At 57.2% G+C, this 24,042-nt stretch carries 27 protein-coding genes and 1 tRNA gene; 24 read left to right on the top strand and 4 right to left on the bottom strand.

The window, feature by feature from the left end:
- Positions 1 to 175 precede the first annotated feature (175 nt).
- Together lptF and lptG are read left to right on the top strand one after the other, a co-directional pair.
- Positions 176 to 1,297, top strand: a complete 1,122-nt coding sequence (lptF, locus tag EA797_RS07545) for an LPS export ABC transporter permease LptF (protein WP_122164487.1) — start codon at positions 176 to 178, stop codon at positions 1,295 to 1,297.
- Positions 1,290 to 2,351: an LPS export ABC transporter permease LptG gene (lptG, locus tag EA797_RS07540; protein WP_122164486.1), complete on the top strand. Its 1,062-nt coding sequence runs from the start codon at positions 1,290 to 1,292 to the stop codon at positions 2,349 to 2,351. The genes lptF and lptG overlap by 8 nt, the downstream gene beginning before the upstream one ends.
- Positions 2,352 to 2,405: 54 nt before the next feature.
- Here lptG and EA797_RS07535 read toward each other — a convergent pair whose 3' ends face one another.
- From EA797_RS07535 to EA797_RS07525, 3 genes are all read right to left on the bottom strand, one after another.
- Complete coding sequence (locus EA797_RS07535) at positions 2,406 to 2,903, bottom strand: RDD family protein (RefSeq protein ID WP_122164485.1); 498 nt, start codon at positions 2,901 to 2,903, stop codon at positions 2,406 to 2,408.
- Between the two features lie 98 nt (positions 2,904 to 3,001).
- Positions 3,002 to 3,214 carry a cold-shock protein gene (locus tag EA797_RS07530; RefSeq protein WP_003284681.1) on the bottom strand — a complete coding sequence of 71 codons (213 nt, stop codon included), beginning with the start codon at positions 3,212 to 3,214 and terminating at the stop codon, positions 3,002 to 3,004.
- Positions 3,215 to 3,631: 417 nt separating this feature from the next.
- Positions 3,632 to 3,718 (bottom strand) — tRNA-Leu (locus EA797_RS07525).
- Between the two features lie 115 nt (positions 3,719 to 3,833).
- Between EA797_RS07525 and queA the strand changes: the two genes are divergently transcribed.
- From queA to EA797_RS07495, 6 genes are all read left to right on the top strand, one after another.
- The gene (gene queA, locus EA797_RS07520; protein WP_122164484.1) at positions 3,834 to 4,883 is read left to right on the top strand and encodes a tRNA preQ1(34) S-adenosylmethionine ribosyltransferase-isomerase QueA; all 1,050 of its coding nucleotides are present in this window, start codon (positions 3,834 to 3,836) and stop codon (positions 4,881 to 4,883) included.
- Positions 4,884 to 4,897: 14 nt separating this feature from the next.
- Positions 4,898 to 6,013, top strand: coding sequence for a tRNA guanosine(34) transglycosylase Tgt (gene tgt / locus EA797_RS07515; protein ID WP_167468785.1), 1,116 nt, complete (start codon positions 4,898 to 4,900; stop codon positions 6,011 to 6,013).
- Between the two features lie 40 nt (positions 6,014 to 6,053).
- Positions 6,054 to 6,383: a preprotein translocase subunit YajC gene (gene yajC / locus EA797_RS07510; protein WP_021209500.1), complete on the top strand. Its 330-nt coding sequence runs from the start codon at positions 6,054 to 6,056 to the stop codon at positions 6,381 to 6,383.
- A gap of 67 nt (positions 6,384 to 6,450) precedes the next feature.
- Entirely contained in the window at positions 6,451 to 8,319 is a 1,869-nt protein-coding gene (secD, locus tag EA797_RS07505) for a protein translocase subunit SecD (RefSeq protein WP_122164482.1), read from the top strand.
- Positions 8,320 to 8,331: 12 nt separating this feature from the next.
- Positions 8,332 to 9,240, top strand: a complete 909-nt coding sequence (gene secF, locus EA797_RS07500) for a protein translocase subunit SecF (protein WP_122164481.1) — start codon at positions 8,332 to 8,334, stop codon at positions 9,238 to 9,240.
- 78 nt (positions 9,241 to 9,318) lie between these two features.
- The gene (locus EA797_RS07495; protein WP_122164480.1) at positions 9,319 to 9,852 is read left to right on the top strand and encodes a glycine zipper 2TM domain-containing protein; all 534 of its coding nucleotides are present in this window, start codon (positions 9,319 to 9,321) and stop codon (positions 9,850 to 9,852) included.
- A 50-nt stretch (positions 9,853 to 9,902) separates the two neighbouring features.
- On the opposite strand, the gene suhB is transcribed toward EA797_RS07495, so the two are convergent.
- Complete coding sequence (suhB, locus tag EA797_RS07490; RefSeq protein WP_122164479.1) at positions 9,903 to 10,718, bottom strand: type III secretion system regulator SuhB; 816 nt, start codon at positions 10,716 to 10,718, stop codon at positions 9,903 to 9,905.
- Positions 10,719 to 10,865: 147 nt separating this feature from the next.
- Here suhB and trmJ point away from each other — a divergent pair, with 147 nt between their 5' ends.
- The 16 genes from trmJ to hisS all read left to right on the top strand — a co-directional run bounded on the left by trmJ (position 10,866) and on the right by hisS (position 24,013).
- On the top strand, positions 10,866 to 11,642 hold the full coding sequence (trmJ, locus tag EA797_RS07485) for a tRNA (cytosine(32)/uridine(32)-2'-O)-methyltransferase TrmJ (RefSeq protein ID WP_122164478.1): 777 nt from the start codon (positions 10,866 to 10,868) through the stop codon (positions 11,640 to 11,642).
- Entirely contained in the window at positions 11,642 to 12,427 is a 786-nt protein-coding gene (gene cysE / locus EA797_RS07480) for a serine O-acetyltransferase (protein WP_122164477.1), read from the top strand. The genes trmJ and cysE overlap by 1 nt, the downstream gene beginning before the upstream one ends.
- A gap of 159 nt (positions 12,428 to 12,586) precedes the next feature.
- A complete protein-coding gene (gene iscR, locus EA797_RS07475; protein ID WP_122164476.1) occupies positions 12,587 to 13,078 on the top strand; it encodes a Fe-S cluster assembly transcriptional regulator IscR in 492 nt (163 codons plus the stop codon).
- Positions 13,079 to 13,108: 30 nt separating this feature from the next.
- The gene (locus EA797_RS07470; RefSeq protein ID WP_122164475.1) at positions 13,109 to 14,323 is read left to right on the top strand and encodes an IscS subfamily cysteine desulfurase; all 1,215 of its coding nucleotides are present in this window, start codon (positions 13,109 to 13,111) and stop codon (positions 14,321 to 14,323) included.
- Between the two features lie 41 nt (positions 14,324 to 14,364).
- On the top strand, positions 14,365 to 14,757 hold the full coding sequence (gene iscU, locus EA797_RS07465; RefSeq protein ID WP_045425243.1) for a Fe-S cluster assembly scaffold IscU: 393 nt from the start codon (positions 14,365 to 14,367) through the stop codon (positions 14,755 to 14,757).
- A gap of 10 nt (positions 14,758 to 14,767) precedes the next feature.
- Complete coding sequence (gene iscA / locus EA797_RS07460; RefSeq protein ID WP_122164474.1) at positions 14,768 to 15,091, top strand: iron-sulfur cluster assembly protein IscA; 324 nt, start codon at positions 14,768 to 14,770, stop codon at positions 15,089 to 15,091.
- A 7-nt stretch (positions 15,092 to 15,098) separates the two neighbouring features.
- Complete coding sequence (hscB, locus tag EA797_RS07455) at positions 15,099 to 15,620, top strand: co-chaperone HscB (RefSeq protein WP_122164473.1); 522 nt, start codon at positions 15,099 to 15,101, stop codon at positions 15,618 to 15,620.
- A 42-nt stretch (positions 15,621 to 15,662) separates the two neighbouring features.
- A complete protein-coding gene (hscA, locus tag EA797_RS07450) occupies positions 15,663 to 17,525 on the top strand; it encodes a Fe-S protein assembly chaperone HscA (RefSeq protein WP_122164472.1) in 1,863 nt (620 codons plus the stop codon).
- A 5-nt stretch (positions 17,526 to 17,530) separates the two neighbouring features.
- A complete protein-coding gene (gene fdx, locus EA797_RS07445) occupies positions 17,531 to 17,869 on the top strand; it encodes an ISC system 2Fe-2S type ferredoxin (RefSeq protein ID WP_122164471.1) in 339 nt (112 codons plus the stop codon).
- Between the two features lie 14 nt (positions 17,870 to 17,883).
- Positions 17,884 to 18,081 (top strand): Fe-S cluster assembly protein IscX, encoded by a 198-nt coding sequence (gene iscX / locus EA797_RS07440; RefSeq protein WP_122164470.1) that lies wholly within the window; start codon positions 17,884 to 17,886, stop codon positions 18,079 to 18,081.
- A 156-nt stretch (positions 18,082 to 18,237) separates the two neighbouring features.
- Positions 18,238 to 18,669 carry a nucleoside-diphosphate kinase gene (ndk, locus tag EA797_RS07435; RefSeq protein ID WP_122164469.1) on the top strand — a complete coding sequence of 144 codons (432 nt, stop codon included), beginning with the start codon at positions 18,238 to 18,240 and terminating at the stop codon, positions 18,667 to 18,669.
- A 20-nt stretch (positions 18,670 to 18,689) separates the two neighbouring features.
- Positions 18,690 to 19,838, top strand: a complete 1,149-nt coding sequence (rlmN, locus tag EA797_RS07430; RefSeq protein WP_122164468.1) for a dual-specificity RNA methyltransferase RlmN — start codon at positions 18,690 to 18,692, stop codon at positions 19,836 to 19,838.
- 14 nt (positions 19,839 to 19,852) lie between these two features.
- On the top strand, positions 19,853 to 20,611 hold the full coding sequence (gene pilW, locus EA797_RS07425) for a type IV pilus biogenesis/stability protein PilW (RefSeq protein WP_122164739.1): 759 nt from the start codon (positions 19,853 to 19,855) through the stop codon (positions 20,609 to 20,611).
- Positions 20,608 to 21,600, top strand: coding sequence for a RodZ domain-containing protein (locus tag EA797_RS07420; RefSeq protein ID WP_122164467.1), 993 nt, complete (start codon positions 20,608 to 20,610; stop codon positions 21,598 to 21,600). Before pilW ends, EA797_RS07420 begins: the two co-directional genes overlap by 4 nt.
- 2 nt (positions 21,601 to 21,602) lie before the next feature.
- Positions 21,603 to 22,715: a flavodoxin-dependent (E)-4-hydroxy-3-methylbut-2-enyl-diphosphate synthase gene (gene ispG, locus EA797_RS07415; protein WP_122164466.1), complete on the top strand. Its 1,113-nt coding sequence runs from the start codon at positions 21,603 to 21,605 to the stop codon at positions 22,713 to 22,715.
- A 14-nt stretch (positions 22,716 to 22,729) separates the two neighbouring features.
- Entirely contained in the window at positions 22,730 to 24,013 is a 1,284-nt protein-coding gene (gene hisS / locus EA797_RS07410) for a histidine--tRNA ligase (protein WP_122164465.1), read from the top strand.
- Positions 24,014 to 24,042: the final 29 nt, after the last annotated feature.

The following is a 24,042-nucleotide window of genomic DNA, read 5'->3' as shown; positions in this document are numbered from 1 at the left end:
CCCAAGACAAAGAGTCGGGTTTGCAGGATAATGCCGGGCTTATTTTCCGGTGGTTCGTCTACCGGGCCGTTGGGGGCATGCTGCTTGGTCTCCAACGTCCTATTGCGGCGGACCGGCTGTTTGGCGGCTAGTTTGAGCGTAGCCGCCGGAGCCTGACAACCCTGGAGTGTCCGGTTTGATCGTCTTTCGTTACCTGTCCCGCGAGCTTTTGGTCACGCTGAGCGCTGTTAGTGCTGTGCTGCTGGTGATCATCATGAGTGGTCGTTTCATCAAATACCTGGCGCAGGCGGCGCAGGGCATGCTCGACCCGGGCGTGCTCCTGATGATCATGGGGTATCGTCTGCCCGGCTTTCTTCAGCTCATTCTGCCGCTGGGTTTGTTTCTCGGCATCCTGCTGGCCTATGGACGGCTCTATCTCGATAGCGAAATGACGGTTCTCTCCGCTACCGGTATGAGCCAGCGTCGTCTGTTGGTTTATAGCCTCGCCCCCGCAGCGCTCATCGCCGGAATCGTCGGCTGGCTCAGCCTTGGCTTGGCGCCGCAGGGCGTTGCGGAGGTCGATCGTATTCTCAACGAGCAGGACTCGCTGACCGAATTCGATACCTTGGTCCCGGGCCGTTTCCAGACCTTGCGCAACGGAACTCGCGTCACCTACACCCGTGAACTTACTGCCGATCGAACAGAGCTGGCCGGTGTGTTCATTTCGGAAACCAATCTGTCCAGCGCGACTGGCGAAGAGCGCGGACTTTCTGTCCTGGTCGCCGAATCCGGGCGTCAGGAAGTCCAGCCTGACGGGAGCCGCTACCTGATTCTGGAAAACGGTTATCGCTACGACGGTAATCCGGGGCAGGCCAATTACCGAGCGATCCAGTACGACACCTATGGTGTGCTCCTGCCAAAGCCCGAGGTCAGCGTCGAGCTGAGCGCGCGCGAGGCAATGCCGACCAGCGAGTTGTTCGGGAGTGACAACATCCGCATGCAATCCGAGCTGCAGTGGCGGCTCTCACTACCGTTGCTGGTCTTTATCGTGACCCTGCTGGCGGTGCCGCTGGCAAAGGTCAATCCGCGTCAGGGCCGCTTCCTCAAGTTGCTCCCCGCCATCCTTCTATACATGGCATACCTTGCATTGCTGATTGCTGCACGCGGTTCGCTGGACAAGGGGCGAATTCCGCCGGCTCTGGGCCTGTGGTGGGTGCATGGAATCTTCTTTGCCATTGGATTGATGATGCTGTACTGGGAACCGTTGAGGCTTGCCATCGATAAGCGTCGCGCGGTATCGGGAGGCGCCCATGCGTAAGCTTGATCGGTACATCGGCATTCATGTTCTGCTGGCCATTCTCACCGTGCTCGGCATTATCGTCGGGCTGGCGCTGCTGTTCGCCTTCATCGACGAGCTTGGCGATGTGAAGGGCAGCTACAGCACCCTCAATGCTGCGGTCTACGTGTTACTCACGACTCCGTCGCGTGTCTACGAGATGCTGCCAATGTCCGCCTTGATTGGGTGTCTGATCGGGCTGGGCACCCTTGCCAGCAGCAGCGAACTGACCATCATGCGTGCTGCGGGCGTTTCTCTGGGGCGAATCGTACTAGCAGTGATGAAGCCGATGTTGCTGCTGATGCTGGTCGGCGTCCTCATCGGAGAATATGTGGCGCCTTGGAGTGAAAACATCGCGCAAGCCAGTCGCTCGTCCGCCCAGGGGGCTGGCGAGGCGCAGAGCAGCAAGCGTGGTCTCTGGCATCGCCAGGGCGACGAATTTGTTCATATCAACGCCGTGCAGCCGAGTGGCGTATTGCTGGGTGTCACACGCTATCGTTTCGATGATCAGCGGCAACTGCTCTCTGCGAGCTTTGCCCGCCGTGCCCGTTACGAAGATGAAGCGTGGATGCTCAGTGATGTGGCCACGACCCGTTTTCGAGGCGACCACACTGAGGTCGAGACCGTGGCCGAGGAGCGGTGGGATGTTCAACTGACCCCGCAACTGGTCAGTACGGTCGTCATGGAGCCGGACGCCCTATCCATCACGGGGCTGTGGCGATACATCCATTACCTGGGCGAGCAGGGGTTGAACAATGGTCGCTACTGGTTAGCGTTCTGGACGAAGGTGTTGCAGCCAGCTGTGACGGTGGCGCTGGTGTTGCTGGCGATCTCTTTCATTTTCGGGCCGCTGCGGTCCGTAACCCTCGGGCAGCGTATTTTTACCGGGGTCATAGTTGGCTTTGTGTTCCGAATCCTGCAAGACCTGCTCGGGCCGGCCAGTCAGGTGTTCGGCTTCTCGCCCTTGCTGGCCGTGGCGATACCCGCTGGGCTCTGCGCGCTGGCGGGCATCTTTCTGCTGCGCCGAGCGGGTTAACGCAGCGGCACACGCGGTTCGACCTTTTCAATGGGGGCGTGCTGCCCCCTTGAATCATTTCTTGTGAATGTTCTTGGGTAGCTGAACGACCTGGCTTTCTGAATAGATGTCCTGCCACGTCCGACGCTGTTTATCCCAGAGCATCCACCAGTAGCCCAGCCCAAGGGCGAGCCATGACATGATTGCAATCAGAAACCTCAGCAGAGCCTGCCAGAGATCAATTGCAGTACCGTCGGCATTCTGGATACGAACCCCCCAGACCTGCATGCCGAGCGTCTGGCCGTTGTGCGTCCAGAACTTGGCGAAGAAGGCGAACACAGCAAATAACAGAAGCGTCGAGAGGAACGGATCAATATCCAGTCCGCCGGATTCCGCCAAGGCCTTCAGACCTTCGCTGCCATAGAAGAAACGCAGGATCACCTGCTGATATAGCAGCGTGACGACCATCATCAGCGCGATTGCCAGAAACGCGTCATAGCAGATCGCTGCGATTCGGCGAATCAGACTGGCCGCGGGGAATTGGCCCTGCGGGCTGAGCAAATGGTTGCGCATGCGTGAGGTCTCGCTTGAAAGACAGTCGCGCATTCTACGGAATCGCGCGCATAAAAAAGCCCCTGATGTTTCCATCAGGGGCTTTTCAGAGCTGGGGCTTATTCCTGGATTTGAACCTGGTCAGCCTGCATGCCCTTTTGACCTTGCACAGCGACGAAGCTGACTTTCTGGCCTTCTTTCAGGCTTTTGAAGCCGTTGCCTTCGATCGCGCGGAAGTGCACGAACAGATCCGGACCGCTCTCGGGAGTGATGAAACCAAAACCTTTCTCGTCGTTAAACCACTTGACGGTACCGTTCTGACGATTCGACATAGCTTTGTATCCTTGAAACTCAATAGTAGAAACGCCCCTGCTCGGGCAGGAGGCGGAGACTGGTTGCAAGGAGTAAAGAGTCGAACGGGATGTAGCGGATCTAGAGATCTACTGCACCAGGTCACGATTCAACGGCGACCCATGCAAACACAGTGGACACACTCTACGATAACTAGCCGGGCGCTGCCAAGCCCTGTCAGGCACGGACTTACCCACCGCAAGCAGCGCCAGGTTGGCGCGTTTTGAGTGTGACGAGGACGCTTTGATATGGCCGCCGATTACCGGAACGCTGTCCGGGCGGGGCTGCTGTTGCGTTTGATCGATGCATGGCATCAATTGCTGCCGGGGCGATGCCGCTGCTATTGCGCGGTTCCCCTCTTCTCCAAAGGCTATCGGTTGCCTCTGGTCACTGATTAGTGGTGCCTCGAGAGAGACTCGAACTCTCACGTTGTTACCAACGGCGGATTTTGAATCCGCTGCGTCTACCGATTCCGCCATCGAGGCACAGTGGCGGCGCAGTATAGGGATGCAAAGCGCGTCGGTCAATCGTCTAGCGTGGTCAGATTGCAGGCTTTCCGCTAAGCTTTGCGCCCCCTGAGCCCCGCGCCGATCTTCCGCTATGCAAGTTTCCGATTTCTCCTTTCAGCTTCCCGATTCGCAGATCGCTCGGCATCCATTGGCCGAGCGTCGCGCCAGTCGCCTGCTTGTGCTCGATGGTCCGTCCGGAAGGCTCGAGCATCGTCGCTTCGCCGACCTGCTCGACCATTTGCGTCCTGGCGATCTCATGGTGTTCAACAACACACGAGTCATTCCGGCGCGCTTGTTTGGCCAGAAGGACACGGGCGGCAAGGTTGAAGTGCTGGTCGAGCGCGTGCTTGATGGAAGCCGGGTAATGGCGCATATCCGTTCTAGCAAGTCGCCTAAGCCCGGCGGCATCATCAATATCGATGGCGGTGGTCGGGCCTTGATGATGGCGCGACATGATGCGTTGTTCGAGCTGGACTTCGGCGAAGACGTCCTGGCGTTGCTTGAGCGTGTCGGGCACATGCCGCTGCCTCCGTATATCGATCGCCCGGACGAGACTGCGGACCGCGAGCGTTACCAGACCGTCTATGCGCAACGCGCTGGTGCTGTTGCGGCGCCAACTGCTGGCCTGCATTTCGACGCTGAGTTGCTGGCTGCGCTGAAGTCGAAGGGCGTTGACAGCACGTTCGTGACGCTGCATGTGGGGGCTGGAACCTTTCAGCCTGTGCGTGTTGAGCGCATCGAAGAGCACCACATGCATCGCGAATGGCTCGAGGTGGGGCAGGACGTAGTTGAAGCGGTAGCGGCTTGCCGAGATCGAGGTGGCAGGGTGGTTGCGGTTGGCACGACCAGCGTGCGTTCGCTGGAGAGCGCTGCGCGCGATGGAGTGCTCAGACCTTTCAGTGGTGATACGGATATATTTCTATACCCCGGTAAGCCTTTTCATGTCGTCGATGCGTTGGTAACCAACTTTCATCTCCCTGAATCCACCCTTCTGATGCTTGTCTCGGCCTTTGCCGGCTATCCAGAGACAATGGCTGCCTACGCCGAAGCCATAGCCGAGGGGTATCGCTTCTTCAGCTATGGCGATGCCATGTTCATCACCCGCAATCCGGCCCCGCGTGGTCCCGAGGATTCTCAATGAGTCGCACCTGTCGTATGTCCTTCGAATTGCTTGCCACCGAGGGGAGGGCGCGTCGCGGTCGATTGACCTTTCCCCGGGGGACGGTTGAGACCCCTGCATTCATGCCGGTAGGTACTTACGGTACGGTCAAGGGTATGTTGCCGCGTGATATCGAGGCGATTGGTGCGCAGATCATCCTTGGTAATACCTTTCACCTCTGGTTGCGCCCCGGCACCGAGGTGATCAAGGCGCACGGTGATCTTCACGACTTCATGCAATGGCAGGGGCCGATCCTCACCGATTCGGGCGGGTTCCAGGTGTTCAGCCTGGGGGCGATGCGCAAGATTAAGGAGGAGGGCGTATATTTTGCGTCCCCTGTAGATGGTGCGAAGGTATTCATGGGGCCTGAGGAATCGATGCAGGTGCAGCGTGACCTCGGCTCCGACATTGTGATGATTTTCGACGAGTGCACGCCTTATCCCGCCGATGAGGATGTCGCACGTCGCTCAATGGAGCTCTCCCTGCGGTGGGCGAAGCGCTCGAAGAACGCGCACGGGGATAGCTCTGCCGCGCTCTTTGGAATTGTGCAGGGCGGCATGCATGAGTCTTTGCGCATGCGCTCGTTGGAGGGTTTGTGCGAGATCGGTTTTGATGGTCTCGCTATTGGTGGGTTATCGGTAGGGGAACCCAAGGAAGAGATGATTCGAGTGCTTGATTTCCTTCCGCTTCAGATGCCGGCAGACAAGCCGCGATACTTGATGGGGGTGGGTAAGCCTGAGGATCTGGTCGAAGGCGTTCGCCGTGGCGTCGACATGTTCGATTGCGTTATGCCGACCCGTAATGCTCGAAACGGCCATCTATTTACTGATACCGGCGTAATCAAGATCCGTAACGCGATACATCGTCATGACAACTCGCCCCTTGATGCCGCGTGTGATTGTTACACCTGCAAACACTTCTCCCGCGGTTATCTGCATCATTTGGATAAGTGTGGCGAAATGCTTGGAAGCATGTTGAATACAATCCACAACTTGCGGCATTACCAGCGCTTGATGGCTGGTTTACGCGATGCTATCCAACAGGGTACATTGGCCGCCTTTGTCGACGCCTTCTATGCCAAGCGCGGCTTGCCAACACCGCCGCTTGCGTGACGAATTCTTAACCAACTGATCTCTGCAACAGGAGTGCTACATGAGCTTTCTGATTCCCGCCGCCTACGCTCAAGAGGCTGCCGCTGGTCCCGCTGGCAGTGGCTTCGAGTGGCTGTTCCTGGTCGGCTTCTTGGTCATCTTCTATCTGATGATCTGGCGCCCGCAGGCCAAGCGTGCCAAAGAGCACAAGAACCTGATCGGCGGCCTGCAGAAGGGTGACGAAGTGGTTACATCGGGTGGCATCGCGGGTAAGGTTACCAAGGTATCCGACGACTTCGTCGTGATCGAGGTTTCGGACTCGGTAGAGCTGAAGTTCCAGAAGGTGGCGATTGCCGCAACGCTGCCTAAAGGCACGCTGAAAGCCATCTGAGCTGACTTCTACTCAATACCAACGACGGGGCGCGCAAGGCGCCCCGCGTCATTAGACGGGCTGCGTCATGCTCAATAGATTCCCTCTCTGGAAATACCTGCTGATAGTGGTGGTGCTTGGCATCGCTTTGGTCTATTCAGCGCCCAATCTTTATCCGGATGATCCTGCAGTGCAGATCACCGGAGCTGCAACCTCCCTGAACGTTACCGAGGCTGAGCTAGATCGCGCCAGCAAAGCGCTGACCGAGGCCGGCATCGAAGTCAAAGCCGCTACACTGGATGAGCAGGGGCGAGGTGGTTTGCTCCGTCTGGTTGACCAGGACGACCAGCTTCCTGCCAAGGATGTCGTACGGCGTGCGTTAGGGGATGCCTACGTAGTTGCATTGAACCTCGCCCCGACGACTCCCGAGTGGCTTCGTAACCTTGGCGCTAGCCCCATGAAGTTGGGCTTGGACCTCTCCGGTGGGGTGCACTTCCTGCTCGAAGTCGACATGGAGAAGGCCATTGATACCCGCCTCAACGTTTACGAAGGTGAGGTAAAGAGTCTGCTGCGCAAGGAGCGAATCCGCTACCGCAGCTTGCCGAAGGCGGAAAACGCCGTGCAGCTCGGCTTCTCCGATGGCAGCACACTCTCGACAGCCCAAGCGCTGATTCGCAAGAACTTCAATGATTTCGAGTTGACCTCCAGCGAGCGCAACGGCCAACAAGTCCTGCGTTTGGCGATCACCGAGGCCAAGCTTGCGGAAATCCGTGAGTATTCGATCAAGCAAAACCTGACCACGGTGCGCAACCGTGTCAACGAGTTGGGCGTGTCCGAGCCCTTGGTTCAGCGCCAGGGCGCTAACCGAATCGTTGTCGAACTGCCGGGCGTTCAGGACACCGCTGAAGCCAAACGGATCCTGGGCAAGACTGCCAACCTCGAGTTCCGTCTTGCTGCCGAGGCGGACGCCGCACGTGCATCGACCGAGTCATTCGAATTCCGGCAGGAAGGGCGTCCTCCAGCTCAGTTGGAGCGCAACCTCATCATCACGGGCGATCAGGTCACGGACGCCCAGGCCAGCTATGACGAGAATGGCCGCCCGCAAGTCAACATCCGCCTGGACGGTCATGGTGGCGACTTGATGAACCGCGCTACCCGCAACAGCGTCGGCCGTAGCATGGCGGTGATCTTCATCGAGCAGCGTCCGACCACGCGCTACGTCAAGCAAGTGGTAGATGGTGTCGAGCAGGAAGTTCGCGTCGAGACATTTCAGGAAGAGAAGAAAATCATCAGCTTGGCGACTATTCAGTCGCCTCTGGGTAGCCAGTTCCGCATAACCGGGCTTGATGGTCAGGGTGAATCCTCTGAGCTGGCACTGCTGCTTCGCGCAGGCGGACTAGCCGCGCCCATGTATTTCGCAGAAGAGCGAACCATCGGTCCAAGCCTTGGGGCTGAAAACATCAAGCTCGGCGTTCAGGCAGCGATGTGGGGTTTCCTCTTCGTCGCGGTGTTCATGGTGCTGATCTACAAGTTTTTCGGTTTGCTGGCCACGGTAGCGCTGCTGTTCAACATGGTGGTGCTGACTGCATTGATGTCGATGCTGGGCGCTACGCTGACGCTGCCCGGCATCGCCGGTATCGTTCTGACGATGGGTATGGCGGTGGATGCCAACGTGCTGATCTTCTCGCGAATTCGCGAGGAAATCGCCAATGGAATGGCGATTCAACGAGCCATTCACGAGGGCTTCGATCGCGCGTTCTCGGCAATCGTAGACGGTAACCTCACTACCCTGCTGGTAGGCGGCATTCTGTTCGCAATGGGTACCGGGCCGATCAAAGGGTTCGCCGTGACTCTGTCACTCGGAATTCTGACCTCGATGTTCACCGCTATCATCGTGACCCGTGCCATGGTCAACTTGATCTACGGTGGCCGCGATCTCAAGAAGTTGTGGATTTAAGGGGCTATCGCTATGAAACGTGTAATCAATTTCATGGGCGTTCGCCACGTGGCGTTTGCTTTGACGGTGCTGCTTACGCTCGCTTCGCTTGCAAGCCTAGCAGTCAAGGGATTGAATTTCGGCCTGGATTTCACCGGTGGCACCCTGGTCGAGCTGTCGTACGAGAAACCGGTTGCGCTTGATCAGGTTCGAACTCAGCTGTCGGGAGCGGGATTTGGTGACGCAGTAGTGCAGAGCTTTGGCGCGACCACCGATGTGCTTGTCCGGATGCCGGGCGATGATCCTCTTTTGGGTGAACATATCGCCGAAGCGCTTCGCGGCAATGATGCGGCGGGCACGATCACCGTTAAGCGAGTCGAGTTTGTGGGCCCTGCCGTAGGAGAGGAGCTGCGGGACCAGGGTGGTCTGGGCATGTTGTTGGCATTGGGCGGCATCCTGGTCTATGTGGCCTTCCGCTTTCAATGGAAGTTCGGATTCGGTGCTGTTTTGTCGCTGTTTCACGACGTGATTCTGGTGCTGGGGGTATTTTCCTTCTTTCAGATATCGTTCGACCTGACCGTGCTGGCGGCGGTGCTGGCGGTAATTGGTTACTCGCTGAACGACACCATCGTGATCTTCGACCGGATACGGGAAAACTTCCGGATGCTACGCAGGGCGGAGCTGCTCGAAAATATCAACATCTCCACCACTCAAACGCTGCTAAGAACCCTTGCAACCTCGGTGTCGACATTGCTGGCGGTGGGGTCGCTAATGTTCTTCGGTGGCGAAAATCTATGGGGCTTTTCCTTGGCGCTGTTGATTGGGGTAGGAGCTGGTACTTACTCGTCGGTGTACGTCGCAGGAATGCTGTTGGTTTGGCTGAACTTGACTCGAGATGATCTGATTCCTCCGGTTGTCGAAGAGGTCGACGAGCGCCCCTGATTATCTTCTGAACTTCTGGCGGGTATCGCTGCCTAACGCGCCGCCGCGGGCTCTGCCCGTCAGAAGAAGGAAGATTCAATGAACAAGTCGATGCTGGTTGGTGGCGTTCTCGGTGCCGCTATCGTAACTGCCGGTGGTGCGTTCGCCACATATACACTGGTAGACCGAGGGCCGAAGTTTGCCGAAGTGCTGGCAGTTGAGCCGGTCAAGGAAACCATCAAGACGCCACGCGAGGTTTGCCGAGAGGTGACCGTAACTCGCCAGCGGCCAGTGCAGGATAGCAATCGTATTGCCGGCACCGCGGTAGGTGCGGTTGTCGGAGGATTGCTCGGCAATCAGATCGGCGGGGGCAATGGCAAGAAGATAGCCACAGTGGCGGGGGCGGTTGGCGGTGGTTATGCGGGCAATCAGGTCCAGGGCCGTATGCAGTCCAACGACACCTACACAACAACCGAAACCCGCTGCAGCACAGTGACCGATACTCATGACAAGGTCGTGGGCTATGACGTCAAATATGACATTGGCGGTGAGATCGGTAAGGTGAGGATGGATCGAGATCCCGGCGGCAAGATCCCGGTTCGTGATGGTCAGCTGGTGCTGACTCAGCAGTGAATGTCTAACTCATAAAAAAACGCCCGAATGGGCGTTTTTTTTTGGGCCGATCAGCGCTTCAGCGATGGTGTCAGGTGTGGCTGAATGGCCGTAAGTACTGCTTTGAAGCACTTCGTGTTGCCGGCGACAATCTGACCTTTTTCGAGGAATTCGTGGCTGCCGCTGAAATCGCTGACCAGACCGCCTGCTTCTTGGATGAGCAGGGCGCCAGCGGCCATGTCCCATTCGGAAAGACCGAATTCCCAGAAGGCGTCGTAGCGACCAGCTGCGACATAGGCGAGATCAAGACTGGCCGCGCCAGCGCGACGCAAGCCTGCAGTTTCCCCAACCAGGCTACGGAACATGTTCAGGTAGCTGTCCATGTTATCCATTTGCCCGTCGCGAAACGGGAAGCCGGTACCGAGTAGGGCCCCTTCAAGGCTCTTGCGTGTGCTTACTCGCAGACGGCGACCATTGAGTGCCGCGCCGCGACCGCGGCTTGCGGTGAATTCCTCTTGGCGTACCGGGTCAATGACCACGGCGTGCTCAAGGCGGCCGCGGTATTTGCATGCGATGCTGACGGCGTAATGCGGCACGCCGCGCAGGAAATTAGTAGTGCCATCCAGCGGGTCGATCACCCAGAGGTAATCCTTACCCTCGCCGGTGCCCTCCAGGTGCCCACCTTCCTCGCCCAGAATGCCGTGGTTCGGGTAGGCCTTGCGTAGCGCGGCAACAATCAATTGCTCCGCGTTGCGGTCGATTTCAGAGACGTAATCGCGCGCGTCTTTTTCGCTAACCGAGATCACGTCCAGGCGCTCGGTAGAGCGAACAATCATTTCGCCAGCGCTACGGGCGGCGCGCAGCGCGATATTCAGCATGGGCTGCATCGATCAAATACCTGGTCGTTTAAAGAAAGCCGGAAATTCTATCAGAAAGCGTTAGCGGGTGTTATGTGAATGGCAGGCAGAGTGCAATGGCGAAGCCTCAGGCCGTTCCTGTAAGCTTTTGGTTCGCTTTTTCGCTCGAGAACAACCGTGTCGCTCCAGAACATTCGTGTGGTGCTGGTCAATACCAGTCATGGCGGTAACATTGGCGGCGCAGCCCGTGCCATGAAAAATATGGGATTGTCACGCCTGGTGCTGGTGGATCCCCTGGATTTTCCAAGTTCGAACGCGGTCGCGCGTGCTTCAGGCGCAACCGATGTGCTCGATGCGGCGCAAGTTGTAAGCACTCTTGAAGAGGCCCTGGTGGGTTGCAACCAAGTATTTGGCACCAGTGCGCGAGATCGGCGTATTCCCTGGCCGCTGCTGGATCCGCGCGAAACCGGTTCGGTTTGCGTTGACCAAGTCCAGGGTGGTGGGGAGGTTGCCCTGGTCTTTGGTCGCGAATATGCCGGGCTGACCAACGAAGAGCTGCAGCGCTGCCACTATCACGTGCACATTCCGTCTGACCCGGAGTTCAGCTCCCTGAATCTTGCGGCGGCAGTGCAGGTGCTTGCTTACGAAGTACGAATGGCCTGGCTGTCAGCGAACAAGCTGCCGAGCAAACAGGAAAAGCTCGAAACCACATCAATGCTTGATGCTCAACCAGTTACTGCGGATGAGCTTGAACATTACTACGGCCATCTCGAGCAGACGCTCATAGATATCGGCTTTCTCGATCCACAGAAACCGCGGCATCTGATGCCCCGTTTGCGCAGGCTCTACGGTAGAAGTGGTGTGAGCAGATTGGAAATGAACATACTGCGTGGAATTCTTACCGAGACCCAGAAAGCCGTACGAGGCGAGCCCCATAAGCGGAGATCCGATTGATGTTCGAGCGCATGCGCGAAGATATTCAGAGCGTGTTTCACCGTGACCCCGCGGCGCGAAACGCATTCGAGGTGATCACCTGTTATCCGGGGCTACATGCTGTCTGGTTTCATCGGGTCTCCCATTGGTTGTGGGTCAATGACTGCAAGTGGTTGGCTCGAATGAACTCCAACCTTGCCCGCTGGTTGACCGGGATAGAAATTCATCCGGGTGCGCAGATCGGCCGTCGGTTTTTTATCGATCATGGCATGGGGATCGTAATCGGGGAGACTGCCCAGATTGGTGATGATGTGACGCTTTACCATGGCGTTACGCTGGGGGGCACCAGCTGGAATAAAGGCAAGCGCCATCCCACTCTGGAGGATGGGGTGATCGTCGGGGCCGGGGCAAAGATTCTGGGTCCGTTCACTGTAGGTGCGAGCGCCAAAATCGGCTCCAATGCCGTTGTGACTCGTGCGGTCCCTGCCGGCGCTACTGCCGTTGGCATTCCGGGGCGAGTAATAGTCAAACCTGACGACGAACAGGAAGCCAAGCGGAAGGCGATTGCGGAAAAAATTGGATTCGATGCGTATGGAGTGACCGAAGACATGCCTGATCCTGTCGCGCGAGCCATAGGACAGTTACTTGATCATGTGCAGGCGGTGGAAGAGCGCATGGAGGGTATGTGTCAGGCATTGACCGCACTTGGAAGTGACTACTGCGCAAAACGAATGCCTGAGCTGCGCGAAGAAGATTTTGCCGAGGTCAAGGCGGCAGGCGACTCCTCCGGTCCTGAGGTGCGGTAAGTAAGGCCGTCCTGCTATGATTAGTGACTATATGCTCGCTGTAGCTGGCTGCCGATACACTGCGCGAATAATGTCCGAGTGTTTTAATAGGACTTATAGTTGATCTAAATGGTCGGGTATTGCATACTTGCGCCAAACCATGATGCTTGGTGCGAACCGATGCGATTGACTACCAAAGGCCGTTACGCCGTCACTGCAATGCTCGACCTGGCGCTGCATGCGCAGCACGGGCCAGTGTCCCTGGCGGACATATCCGAGCGGCAAGGCATCTCCCTTTCCTATCTTGAACAGCTGTTCGCGAAGTTGCGACGTGGCAGCCTGGTCACAAGTGTTCGTGGACCGGGTGGCGGTTATCAACTTTCCCGTGAAATGGCCGGGATTCAGGTTGTGCAAGTGATCGATGCCGTCAATGAGTCGGTCGACGCTACTCGCTGTCAGGGATTGGGGGATTGTCATTCAGGCGATACCTGCCTGACCCATCATCTTTGGTGCGATCTGAGTCAACAGATCCATGAATTTTTGAGCGGTATCAGCTTGGAAGATCTGGTGAAGCGTCGTGAGGTGCAGGAAGTCGCTTTGCGCCAGGATATGCGCCGCGCCAATGGCCAGGCATCCCAGCTGGATAAGATCGAAGCGTCCGCCGTCGAATGAGCAGGACGACTGCCTGATAGGAGACACCTGATGAAGTTGCCGATTTACTTGGATTACTCCGCTACCACCCCAGTCGATCCTCGCGTTGCCGCGAAGATGGTTGACTGTCTGACTGCTGAAGGAAACTTTGGCAACCCGGCGTCTCGTTCTCATGCTTTTGGCTGGAAAGCTGAAGAAGCGGTCGAAAACGCTCGCCGTCAAGTGGCTGAACTGGTCAACGCTGATCCGCGCGAAATTGTCTGGACTTCCGGTGCAACAGAGTCTGACAACCTGGCAATCAAAGGTGTCGCGCATTTCTATGCCTCCAAAGGCAAGCATATCGTCACCAGTAAGATCGAGCATAAGGCCGTGCTGGATACGACGCGTCAACTTGAGCGAGAGGGGTTTGAAGTAACCTACCTCGAGCCTGGTGAAGACGGTGTGATTACGCCCGCGATGATTGAAGCAGCCTTGCGTGACGACACGGTGCTTGTGTCCATCATGCATGTGAACAACGAGATTGGAACGGTTAACGACATCGCAGCCATTGGCGAACTGACCCGCTCGCGTGGCGTGCTGTTCCACGTTGATGCAGCCCAGTCCACCGGTAAGGTGGAGATCGACCTGGAGAACATGAAGGTCGACCTGATGTCGTTTTCCGCTCATAAAACCTACGGCCCCAAAGGCGTTGGTGCGCTGTATGTGCGTCGTAAGCCGCGTGTGCGCCTGGAAGCGCAGATGCACGGTGGTGGGCATGAGCGTGGTATGCGCTCGGGCACCTTGGCAGCGCACCAGTCCGTGGGCATGGGTGAAGCGTTCCGGATTGCGAAAGAAGAGATGGCTGCCGAAAACGAGCGCATCACCAAGCTGCGTGACCGCTTCTATAAGCAGGTCGAACATTTGGAAGAGCTGTACGTCAACGGCAGCATGACTGCGCGGGTCCCGCACAATCTGAACTTGAGCTTCAATTACGTAGAAGGCGAGTCGCTGATCATGGCGCTCAAGGATCTGGCGGTATCGTCGGGTTCGGCTTGCACCTCGGCTTCCCTCGAACCTTCCTACGTGCTTCGTGCGCTGGGCCGCAATGACGAGCTTGCACACAGCTCGATTCGTTTCACCTTCGGGCGCTTCACAACTGAAGAAGAAGTTGATTACGCCGCGCAGAAAGTCAGCGAGGCGGTTACTAAATTGCGTGAGCTTTCTCCCTTGTGGGACATGTTCAAGGACGGCGTCGACATTTCACAGGTCGAGTGGGCTGCCCACTGATCGTCGAGTTCCACATAGCCTGATTCAAAGAGGATTGCACCATGGCATACAGTGACAAGGTCATTGACCATTACGAAAATCCCCGCAACGTCGGTAAGTTCGACGCTGAGGACCCATCCATCGGCACCGGTATGGTCGGCGCGCCGGCTTGCGGTGATGTGATGCGCTTGCAGATCAAAGTCAACGAGCAGGGCGTCATTGAAGACGCCAAGTTCAAGACCTATGGCTGCGGCTCGGCTATTGCCTCGAGTTCCCTCGCCACCGAGTGGATGAAAGGTAAAACGCTGGAAGAAGCCGAGACCATCAAGAACACCCAGCTGGCTGAAGAGCTCGCACTGCCGCCGGTCAAAATCCATTGCTCGGTGCTGGCCGAAGATGCGATCAAGGCAGCTGTTCGCGATTATCGCGAGAAGAAAGGGTTGCCCCAGGCCTAAGGAGGTATCGATGGCGATCAGCATGACTACAGCCGCGGCCAATCATGTGCGTCGTTCGCTCGAAGGGCGCGGCAAGGGGCTTGGAGTCCGGTTGGGCGTTCGCACTACAGGCTGTTCCGGCCTTGCCTACGTGCTGGAGTTCGTTGACGAGGCGGCTGCCGAAGATTCGGTCTTCGACAGCCACGGTGTGAAGGTGATCATTGATCCCAAAAGCCTCTTGTATCTCGACGGCACGGAGCTCGACTTCGTCCGTGAAGGTTTGAACGAGGGCTTCAAGTTCAATAACCCCAACGTACGCGGCGAATGTGGCTGCGGCGAGAGCTTCAATATCTGAGGACGCTGTGGGAAATCCCTGTCACTACGCGCTGTTCGAACTGCAGCCTGCTTTCGATATAGACCTGGATCTACTCTCGTCTCGCTATCGAGAGCTGGCACGCAAAGTTCATCCTGACCGATTTGCGGACGGCGGTGAAACCGAGCAGCGTCACGCTATCGAACGTTCAGCGAATCTCAATGAGGCTTATCAGGTACTCAGAAGCCCATCGCGCCGGGCTCGCTATCTCTTGACCCTGCAAGGACGGGAAATGCCGCTTGAGGCGACCGTTCAGGATCCTGCGTTCCTGATGCAGCAGATGCAGTGGCGAGAGGAGCTCGAGGATCTCCAGGATCAGGCTGACCTCGCTGGGATTGCGTCATTCAAGGCTCGTCTCAAGGCCGCGCAGCTGGATCTGAATGATTCGTTCGCGCGTATCTGGCGGGAAGAGGCGCAGCGAGAGGAAGCAGAGCGACTAGTGCGAAGAATGCAGTTTCTCGACAAGCTCTCTCAGGAAGTGCGCCAGCTAGAAGAGCGCCTTGACGATTAACCACCGCGTAGCGTCAGGCGCTACGCCCGATATCAGAAAGACATGGCCTTACTTCAGATAGCTGAACCCGGACAAAGCCCGCAACCGCACCAGCGCCGTCTGGCGGTTGGTATAGATCTGGGCACCACCAATTCGCTTGTTGCTGCGTTGCGCAGCGGCGTAACCGCGCCACTTGCCGATGCCGATGGCGAAGTCATATTGCCCTCCGCAGTTCGTTACCACGCCGACCATGTCGAGGTCGGGGTGCCTGCCAAGGCTTCAGCATCCATCGATCCGTTGAACACCATCCTGTCGGTCAAGCGTTTGATGGGTCGCGGTATCGGGGATGTGAAGCAACTGGGTGGTCAGCTGCCTTATCGATTTACTGAAGGGCAGTCGCAAATGCCTTTCATCGAGACGATACAAGGCGCGAAGAGCCCTGTAGAAGTGTCTGCTGAGATCCTCCGCTCTTTGAGAGAGCGTGCCGAAGCTGTACTGGGCGGCGAGCTGGTCGGGGCGGTCATAACGGTCCCGGCATATTTCGACGAGGCGCAACGGCAGGCGACCAAGGACGCTGCGCGGCTGGCCAACCTCAACGTGTTGCGTTTGCTCAACGAACCCACTGCCGCCGCTGTCGCCTACGGGCTCGACCGCGAGGCCGAAGGCGTCGTCGCGATCTATGACTTGGGCGGCGGCACGTTCGATATCTCGATTCTGCGATTGACCAAAGGCGTGTTCGAAGTATTGGCCACTGGCGGTGATACCGCGCTTGGGGGCGATGATTTTGATCATGCCATTGCCGGTTGGATATTGGGGCAAGCTAACGCATCCGAGGATCTGGATCCTGGCGCTCAGCGCGAAGTGCTCAAGATCGCTTGCGATGCCAAGGAGCAGCTCAGCTCTGCAGATTCGGTCGATCTCAGCTATGGCAGTTGGCGGGGTGTCCTTACACGAGAAGGCCTCAATGAGCTGATCGATCCGATGATCTCGCTCAGTCTCAAGTCCTGCCGCCGAGCTATGCGTGATTCGGCGGTTGAACTGGAAGATGTCCATGCCGTTGTGATGGTTGGTGGCTCTACCCGCGTGCCGCGCGTGCGCGAGCGGGTCGGTGAAATGTTCGGTAAAGATCCGCTGACCGATATCGATCCTGATCAAGTCGTTGCGATTGGTGCTGCAATTCAGGCTGAGACGCTTGCGGGCAATAATCGAGATGGCGACGAGCTGTTGTTGCTCGACGTAATTCCATTGTCTTTGGGGTTGGAGACGATGGGCGGTCTGATGGAAAAGATCATTCCGCGCAACACCACTATTCCCGTTGCGCGGGCTCAGGATTTCACCACATACAAAGATGGCCAGTCGGCCATGATGATTCACGTGCTGCAAGGTGAGCGTGAACTGATCGCCGATTGCCGTTCGCTTGCGCGGTTCGAGTTGCGGGGCATTCCGCCAATGGTGGCCGGCGCAGCGAAGATACGCGTGACCTTTCAAGTCGACGCCGATGGATTGCTTAGCGTGTCGGCGCGCGAGCTCGCGTCAGGAATCGAGTCGAGCATTCAGGTGAAGCCTTCTTATGGGCTAACTGATGGCGAGATTGCAAAAATGCTGGAGGATTCGTTCCACAAGGCTGGCGAGGACAAAGCAGCTCGTGCCTTGCGCGAGCAACTGGTCGATGCTCGGCGGTTGCTTGAGGCGGTGGAGGCAGCGCTTGCTGCCGATGGCGAACGTCTGCTCAGCAAAGAGGAGCGCGTCGCCATCGAAACCCAGATGCAAGAGCTGCGTGAGCTACTCGACAGCCAGGATGAACTCGCCATCGAGCGTCAGATCAAGCGTTTGAGCCAGATTACCGATGCCTTTGCCGCACGCAGATTGGATTCCACCGTCAAGGCCGCGCTGGCTGGTCGGCGGCTTAACGATATCGAGGATTGATTTAGATGCCGCAAATAGTATTCCTGCCTCACGCCGACCATTGTCCAGAAGGGGCTGTGGTGGACGCGCAGCCCGGTGAGACGGTGTTGGACGCTGCTCTTCGAAACGGCATTGATATTGAGCATGCTTGTGAAAAGTCGTGTGCTTGTACTACCTGCCATGTGGTGATTCGCGAGGGCTTTACTTCGCTCGAAGCATCAGATGAGCTGGAGGATGACATGCTGGACAAGGCTTGGGGGCTCGAGCCCAATTCGCGTTTGTCCTGTCAGGTTGCAGTGGCGGACGTTGACCTTGTTGTCGAGATCCCCAAGTACACAATCAATCAGGTTTCGGAAGGCCATTGAGTGCGGGGTGAAGCATGGCGCTGAAATGGGCTGACGTATTGGATATCGCTATCGAATTATCCGAGAGCAAGCCGGATGTCGATCCCCGTTATGTAAACTTTGTCCAGCTGCACCGTTGGGTCATTGAGTTGCCGGACTTTTCGGATGACCCGAAGCGCGGCGGGGAGAAAGTTCTCGAAGCGATACAGGCCGCCTGGATCGAAGAGGTCTAGGGAGGTTCTTCAGGGAGCGGGCTGATGTGCCTCGTTCGAACTATGGCATCAGTCCTAATTCGGTACCCGACCACTGCTCTTATATTTTCACAAAGGACCCGCGTATAATTCGCGGGTTTACTTGTTCGCTTAACCTTTAGATTTCTGGAGTTACAAATGGCCCTGCAACGCACTTTCTCCATCATCAAGCCTGATGCCGTCGCCAAGAATGTTGTTGGCGAGATCACCTCCCGTTTCGAAAAAGCAGGCCTGCGTGTCGTCGCTTCGAAGATGGTTCAGCTATCCGAGCGCGAAGCTGGCGGTTTCTACGCTGAGCACAGCGAGCGCGGTTTCTTCAAGGATCTGGTCGCTTTCATGGTTTCCGGCCCGGTAATCGTGCAAGTTCTGGAAGGTGAAGACGCTATCGCCAAGAATCGTGAGCTGATGGGGGCTACCAACCCGAAAGAAGCGGCACCTGGCACCATTCGCGCTGATTTCGCGGTGTCCATCGACGAAAACGCGGTTCATGGTTCCGATTCCGAGGCGTCCGCTGCGCGCGAAATCGCCTACTTCTTTTCCGCCACCGAAGTGTGCGCCCGCATTCGCTGATCAGGCGAAGGTGAATTCTGATGACTGCTACGACCGGTAAAGTAAATCTACTTGGGCTGACTCAGCCCCAGTTGGAAAACTTCTTCGATTCAATCGGGGAGAAGCGTTTTCGTGCCGGTCAGGTCATGAAGTGGATCCACCATTTTGGCATCGATGATTTCGATGCCATGAGCAACATCGGCAAGGCCCTGCGCGAAAAGCTCAAGGCCTCTGCCGAGATCCGAGGTCCTGAAGTCGTCAGCGAAGACATTTCAACCGACGGTACCCGCAAATGGGTCGTTCGGGTGGCTTCGGGAAGTTGTGTGGAAACCGTTTACATTCCCCAGGGGGGGCGAGGCACCCTTTGCGTCTCCTCTCAAGCTGGCTGCGCCCTGGATTGCAGTTTCTGCTCGACCGGCAAACAAGGCTTCAATAGTAATCTCACCGCTGCCGAGGTGATCGGTCAAGTTTGGATTGCCAACAAGTCATTTGGCAGCATTCCGGCGAAAGTCGATCGCGCCATTACCAATGTGGTGATGATGGGCATGGGCGAGCCTTTGCTGAACTTCGATAATGTTGTCGCAGCCATGCATATCATGATGGACGATCTTGGCTACGGTATATCCAAGCGCAAGGTCACGCTCTCGACCTCCGGTGTTGTGCCGATGATCGACGAGCTGTCCAAGGTTATTGACGTCTCTCTTGCTTTGTCGCTGCATGCACCAAATGATGCATTGCGTGATCAGTTAGTGCCGATCAACAAGAAGTATCCATTGGACGTGCTGCTTGCTTCTTGTCAGCGGTACATCTCCAACTTAGGCGAAAAGCGGGTCCTGACGATTGAATACACGCTACTGCAGGGCGTGAACGATCAGCCCGAACACGCCGAGGAAATGGTCAAACTTTTGGCCAAGATTCCCTGCAAGATCAACCTGATTCCGTTCAATCCCTTTCCGCATTCCGGATATGAGCGGCCTAGCAACAATGCAATCCGTCGTTTTCAGGACATCCTCCACAAAGCCGGGCACAATGTAACGGTGCGTACTACTCGTGGCGAAGATATCGATGCCGCCTGCGGTCAACTCGTTGGTCAGGTGCTGGATCGGACACGCCGAAGCGAGCGGTACATCGCGGTGCGCGAGCTGCAGTCTGAGCCAGTGACGGCGCCCGTTGCCTCGAACCGTTCCTGAGGGAGATGCTGTTGATGATTTTGCGCGTTGCGCTGCTTTTTCTTTTCGCCGGCCTCATAGCTGGCTGTGTGTCTTCCGGGTCGGGTAATCCGATGCGGACGTCGGAAGGGCGCGACGAGGCGCGAGACGCGTACGTTCAGCTTGGTATCGGCTATCTACAACAGGGTGAAGCTTCGCGGGCCAAGACGCCGTTGCGTAAAGCGCTCGAGCTTGATCCGAGTAGCGCTGACGCACATGCTGCGCTGGCGTTGGTTTTCCAGAACGAGATGGAAAACCAGCTCGCTGACGAACACTATCGTAAGGCGCTTTCCAGCCGTAACGATGCACGCATCCTGAATAACTACGGCAGCTTTCTGTTCGAACAGAAGCGCTATCAGGAAGCGATGGAGCGATTCGCCAAAGCTGCCGAGGACAACCTCTATTCGGGCCGCTCCCACGTCTTTCAGAATATGGGCATGACCGCGCTCCAGCTCGGTCAGCGCGAACAGGCGGAAACCTATTTCACCCGCTCCCTGCGCCTCGACAGTCGTCAGCCACGTGCTTTGCTTGAGTTGGCTCTGATGGCTTACGAGGACAAGCAGTACGTGCCGGCCAAACGTTATTACGAGGGGTTCAGCAGCCTCTCCGAGCAGAACGCGCGCAGTCTGCTTCTGGGTATCCGCCTTGCGAACATTCATCAGGACCGAGATCAGGCGGCTAGCCTGGGTCTGCAGCTCAAGCGCCTCTATCCGGGTAGTCCTGAATATCAACAGTTTCTAGCGGAGCAACGATGATAGCGCCACACTCTGAAGCCGCTGCCTCGACGCCTCTGGCCAATCCTGGAGAAACGTTGCGCGCCGCGCGCGAAAGCAAAAGCTGGCCCCTTTCTTCGGTGGCCAAGCAGCTCAATCTGTCCGAGCGCTCGCTGACTCAGATCGAGGCCGGAGACTTCAGTCAGCTGCCAGGCCACACCTTTGCCCGAGGTTATGTTCGGGCCTATGCCAAATTGCTGGGCCTGGATCAGAATCGTCTCGTTCAACAATTTGACCAGCACACCGGGACCGATGCCACCGGTAGCAGCGTCAACAGCCTCGGTCATATCGATCAGCCCGTGCGCCTGTCTCGAATGATGGTGCGCTTCTTTACGTTCATCCTGACCCTGGTGATCGGCGTGGGTGCGTTTCTCTGGTGGCAGGACCGTTCGGCTCGAACCGAGTCCGGCCGGTCCGTAACGGCCCTCGAGCGCATAGAAGTCGAAGCTGCGGACGGGACGACTGAGATTCACCTGTTGGATCGCGCTGAAGAGCCGGTCGAGACCGCTCCCGAGCAATCCTCTGATCCTGTGCCATCGATTGCCGAAGAGGGCGCCCCTGACTCTGCAACCGAGCCACTCCCCTTGGGTGAACAGGCTGTAACGGAAAGCCCCGCCAGTACTACGGCAGAGCAGAGTGCCGCTGCGCCGTCCGCCGATGCACCGACTGTTGCTCCGGATGCTAGTACAGCGCCCGCATCAGTTCCTGAGGCTGAGCCAGTTGCAGCGGGTGAAGGCCGTCTTACGCTGGATTTCACAGCGGACTGCTGGACCCGAGTTACTGATGCTGACGGAAAAGTGCTGTACAGCGGACTCGCAAAGGCGGGCAGCAGTCGCACCCTGGTCGGTAAAACACCGCTGGATCTTCATCTGGGCTTTGCCTCCGGCGTCCAGGTTGCCTTCAATGGCGAAGCCGTCAGTCTCTCTGGCAAAACGCGCGGTGAAACGGCGCGCCTCAAGCTCGGACAGTAATCATGCATAGTGAGTCCCCCATCAAACGCCGCGTGACCCGAAAGATTTGGGTGGGCAATGTCCCGGTCGGTGGCGATGCGCCTATCGCCGTTCAGAGCATGACCAATACCGAAACTTGCGATGTGGACGCGACGGTAGGTCAGATCGAACGCTTGCAGAATGCGGGTGCTGACATCGTGCGCGTCTCTGTGCCTTCCATGGAAGCAGCCGAAGCCTTTGGGAAGATCAAACAGCGTGTGACATTGCCGCTGGTGGCCGATATTCATTTCGACTATCAGATCGCGCTTCGGGTTGCCGAACTCGGCGTGGATTGCTTGCGGATCAATCCGGGCAACATTGGCCGCGAGGATCGTGTCCGGGCGGTGGTAGAGGCTGCGCGGGACCGTGGAATACCGATTCGGATTGGTGTGAATGCGGGATCCCTTGAAAAAGACCTGCAGAAAAAATACGGCGAGCCAACTCCGGAAGCCCTGGTGGAATCTGCTCTTCGCCATGTCGAGCATTTGGACAGGCTCAACTTTCCAGACTTCAAAGTCAGTGTGAAAGCCTCAGATGTGTTTATGGCCGTTGCTGCCTACCGGCTGTTGGCGGATAAGATCGAGCAGCCGCTGCATCTGGGTATCACTGAAGCTGGTGGCTTGCGCTCTGGTACCGTGAAATCCGCTGTGGGCTTGGGCATGTTGTTGGCTGAAGGCATCGGTGACACCATCCGGATTTCTTTGGCGGCTGATCCGGTTGAAGAGATCAAGGTTGGCTTCGACATCCTCAAGTCACTGCGTCTTCGTTCGCGGGGGATCAACTTCATCGCCTGCCCGAGCTGCTCTCGGCAGAACTTCGATGTGGTCAAGACCATGAATGAGCTCGAAGGGCGACTCGACGATTTGTTGGTGCCGCTGGACGTCGCGGTCATCGGCTGCGTCGTCAACGGGCCGGGCGAGGCCAAGGAAGCTCACATTGGTTTAACCGGCGGGACACCGAACAACCTCATCTATATCGATGGCAAACCTGCGCAAAAACTGAACAATGAAAATCTGGTTGACGAATTGGAGCAGCTGATTCGTCGCAAGGCTGCAGAAAAGGCCGAGACAGATGCTGCGCTGATTCTGCGCAGCTGATTTAAGGAATCGAATTGAGCAAGTCCCTGCAAGCCATTCGTGGCATGAACGATATCCTGCCAGCACAGACTCCGGTCTGGCGTTATCTTGAAACAACTTTCGCACAGCTTCTCGATAGCTATGGTTACAGCGAAATCCGTTTACCGATTCTTGAGTTTACCGACCTGTTCGCGCGCGGAATCGGCGAAGGAACCGACGTGGTCGACAAGGAGATGTATACCTTCCTCGACCGCAATGAAGAGTCGTTGACGTTGCGTCCGGAAGGCACTGCAGGGTGCGTGCGCGCTGTGCTTGAGCATGGGATGACCGGTGGTGGGCAGGTGCAGAAGCTCTGGTATGCCGGCCCTATGTTTCGCTACGAGAAGCCGCAGAAAGGGCGTTATCGCCAGTTTCATCAGATCGGTGTGGAAGTCTTCAATCAGCCTGGGCCGGACATTGATGCTGAACTGATCGTATTGACTGCTCGGCTGTGGAAGAAGCTGGGCATGTCGGACGCTGTCACGCTGCAGCTCAACAGCCTGGGATCGAGCGAGGCGCGAGCGACTTATCGTGATGCGCTGGTGAGCTACCTGCAGCAGCATTTCGATCAGTTGGACGAAGACAGCCAGCGCCGTCTGACCACCAATCCTCTGCGTATCCTGGATAGCAAGAATGATCAGACTCAGTCATTGCTAGCCGACGCGCCGACATTGCATGACTACCTTGACGACGAATCGCGTGCGCACTTCGACGGACTCAAGCGTCGGCTAGACGCGGCCGGCATCGCCTTTGAGATCAACCCGAAGCTGGTTCGTGGCCTGGATTATTACGGACGTACTGTATTCGAGTGGGTAACCGACAAACTCGGCTCGCAGGGAACTGTTTGTGCTGGCGGCCGCTATGACGGGCTGGTCAGCCAGTTCGGCGGCAAACCGACGCCGGGTGTAGGTTTCGCCATGGGCATCGAGCGCCTGGTTCTGCTGATGGAGACTCTTGAGCTGGTTCCAGAAGAACTCAATCTGCCGGCACATGCCTTCATTTGTGCTTTCGGCGAGGCGGCGGAACTGGCCGCGCTGGGATTGGCGGAACGGCTCCGCGACGCCTTGCCGGGCCTTCGACTTCTCGTTAACGCAGGCGGCGGTAGTTTCAAGAGCCAATTTAAGAAAGCTGACAAGAGCGGCGCTCTATTCGCGTTGATTCTGGGTGACGACGAACTAGCCGGGCGCGTGGTAGGTTGCAAGCCGCTACGAGACGACAGCGAGCAACAAAGCATTGCCTGGGATGCTCTGCCCGAGCGTCTGGCCGCCTGTCTGGCTTGATCGGACCGGTTTGAATTCAGCGAAGTAAG

Source organism: Stutzerimonas zhaodongensis, assembly GCF_003696365.1.
GTDB classification, from domain to species: Bacteria; Pseudomonadota; Gammaproteobacteria; order Pseudomonadales; family Pseudomonadaceae; genus Stutzerimonas; species Stutzerimonas zhaodongensis.
This window is presented reverse-complemented; position numbering and strand designations above follow the sequence as displayed.

What these genes read in the sequence shown, in the direction of transcription:
- lptG (WP_122164486.1), top strand. Translation starts at nt 1,290, where the DNA reads ATGCGTAAGCTTGATCGGTACATCGGCATTCATGTTCTGCTGGCCATT.
- EA797_RS07535 (WP_122164485.1), bottom strand. Translation starts at nt 2,903, where the DNA reads ATGCGCAACCATTTGCTCAGCCCGCAGGGCCAATTCCCCGCGGCCAGT.
- EA797_RS07530 (WP_003284681.1), bottom strand. Translation starts at nt 3,214, where the DNA reads ATGTCGAATCGTCAGAACGGTACCGTCAAGTGGTTTAACGACGAGAAA.
- queA (WP_122164484.1), top strand. Translation starts at nt 3,834, where the DNA reads ATGCAAGTTTCCGATTTCTCCTTTCAGCTTCCCGATTCGCAGATCGCT.
- tgt (WP_167468785.1), top strand. Translation starts at nt 4,898, where the DNA reads ATGTCCTTCGAATTGCTTGCCACCGAGGGGAGGGCGCGTCGCGGTCGA.
- yajC (WP_021209500.1), top strand. Translation starts at nt 6,054, where the DNA reads ATGAGCTTTCTGATTCCCGCCGCCTACGCTCAAGAGGCTGCCGCTGGT.
- secD (WP_122164482.1), top strand. Translation starts at nt 6,451, where the DNA reads ATGCTCAATAGATTCCCTCTCTGGAAATACCTGCTGATAGTGGTGGTG.
- secF (WP_122164481.1), top strand. Translation starts at nt 8,332, where the DNA reads ATGAAACGTGTAATCAATTTCATGGGCGTTCGCCACGTGGCGTTTGCT.
- EA797_RS07495 (WP_122164480.1), top strand. Translation starts at nt 9,319, where the DNA reads ATGAACAAGTCGATGCTGGTTGGTGGCGTTCTCGGTGCCGCTATCGTA.
- suhB (WP_122164479.1), bottom strand. Translation starts at nt 10,718, where the DNA reads ATGCAGCCCATGCTGAATATCGCGCTGCGCGCCGCCCGTAGCGCTGGC.
- cysE (WP_122164477.1), top strand. Translation starts at nt 11,642, where the DNA reads ATGTTCGAGCGCATGCGCGAAGATATTCAGAGCGTGTTTCACCGTGAC.
- iscR (WP_122164476.1), top strand. Translation starts at nt 12,587, where the DNA reads ATGCGATTGACTACCAAAGGCCGTTACGCCGTCACTGCAATGCTCGAC.
- EA797_RS07470 (WP_122164475.1), top strand. Translation starts at nt 13,109, where the DNA reads ATGAAGTTGCCGATTTACTTGGATTACTCCGCTACCACCCCAGTCGAT.
- iscU (WP_045425243.1), top strand. Translation starts at nt 14,365, where the DNA reads ATGGCATACAGTGACAAGGTCATTGACCATTACGAAAATCCCCGCAAC.
- iscA (WP_122164474.1), top strand. Translation starts at nt 14,768, where the DNA reads ATGGCGATCAGCATGACTACAGCCGCGGCCAATCATGTGCGTCGTTCG.
- hscA (WP_122164472.1), top strand. Translation starts at nt 15,663, where the DNA reads ATGGCCTTACTTCAGATAGCTGAACCCGGACAAAGCCCGCAACCGCAC.
- fdx (WP_122164471.1), top strand. Translation starts at nt 17,531, where the DNA reads ATGCCGCAAATAGTATTCCTGCCTCACGCCGACCATTGTCCAGAAGGG.
- iscX (WP_122164470.1), top strand. Translation starts at nt 17,884, where the DNA reads ATGGCGCTGAAATGGGCTGACGTATTGGATATCGCTATCGAATTATCC.
- ndk (WP_122164469.1), top strand. Translation starts at nt 18,238, where the DNA reads ATGGCCCTGCAACGCACTTTCTCCATCATCAAGCCTGATGCCGTCGCC.
- rlmN (WP_122164468.1), top strand. Translation starts at nt 18,690, where the DNA reads ATGACTGCTACGACCGGTAAAGTAAATCTACTTGGGCTGACTCAGCCC.
- pilW (WP_122164739.1), top strand. Translation starts at nt 19,853, where the DNA reads ATGATTTTGCGCGTTGCGCTGCTTTTTCTTTTCGCCGGCCTCATAGCT.
- EA797_RS07420 (WP_122164467.1), top strand. Translation starts at nt 20,608, where the DNA reads ATGATAGCGCCACACTCTGAAGCCGCTGCCTCGACGCCTCTGGCCAAT.
- ispG (WP_122164466.1), top strand. Translation starts at nt 21,603, where the DNA reads ATGCATAGTGAGTCCCCCATCAAACGCCGCGTGACCCGAAAGATTTGG.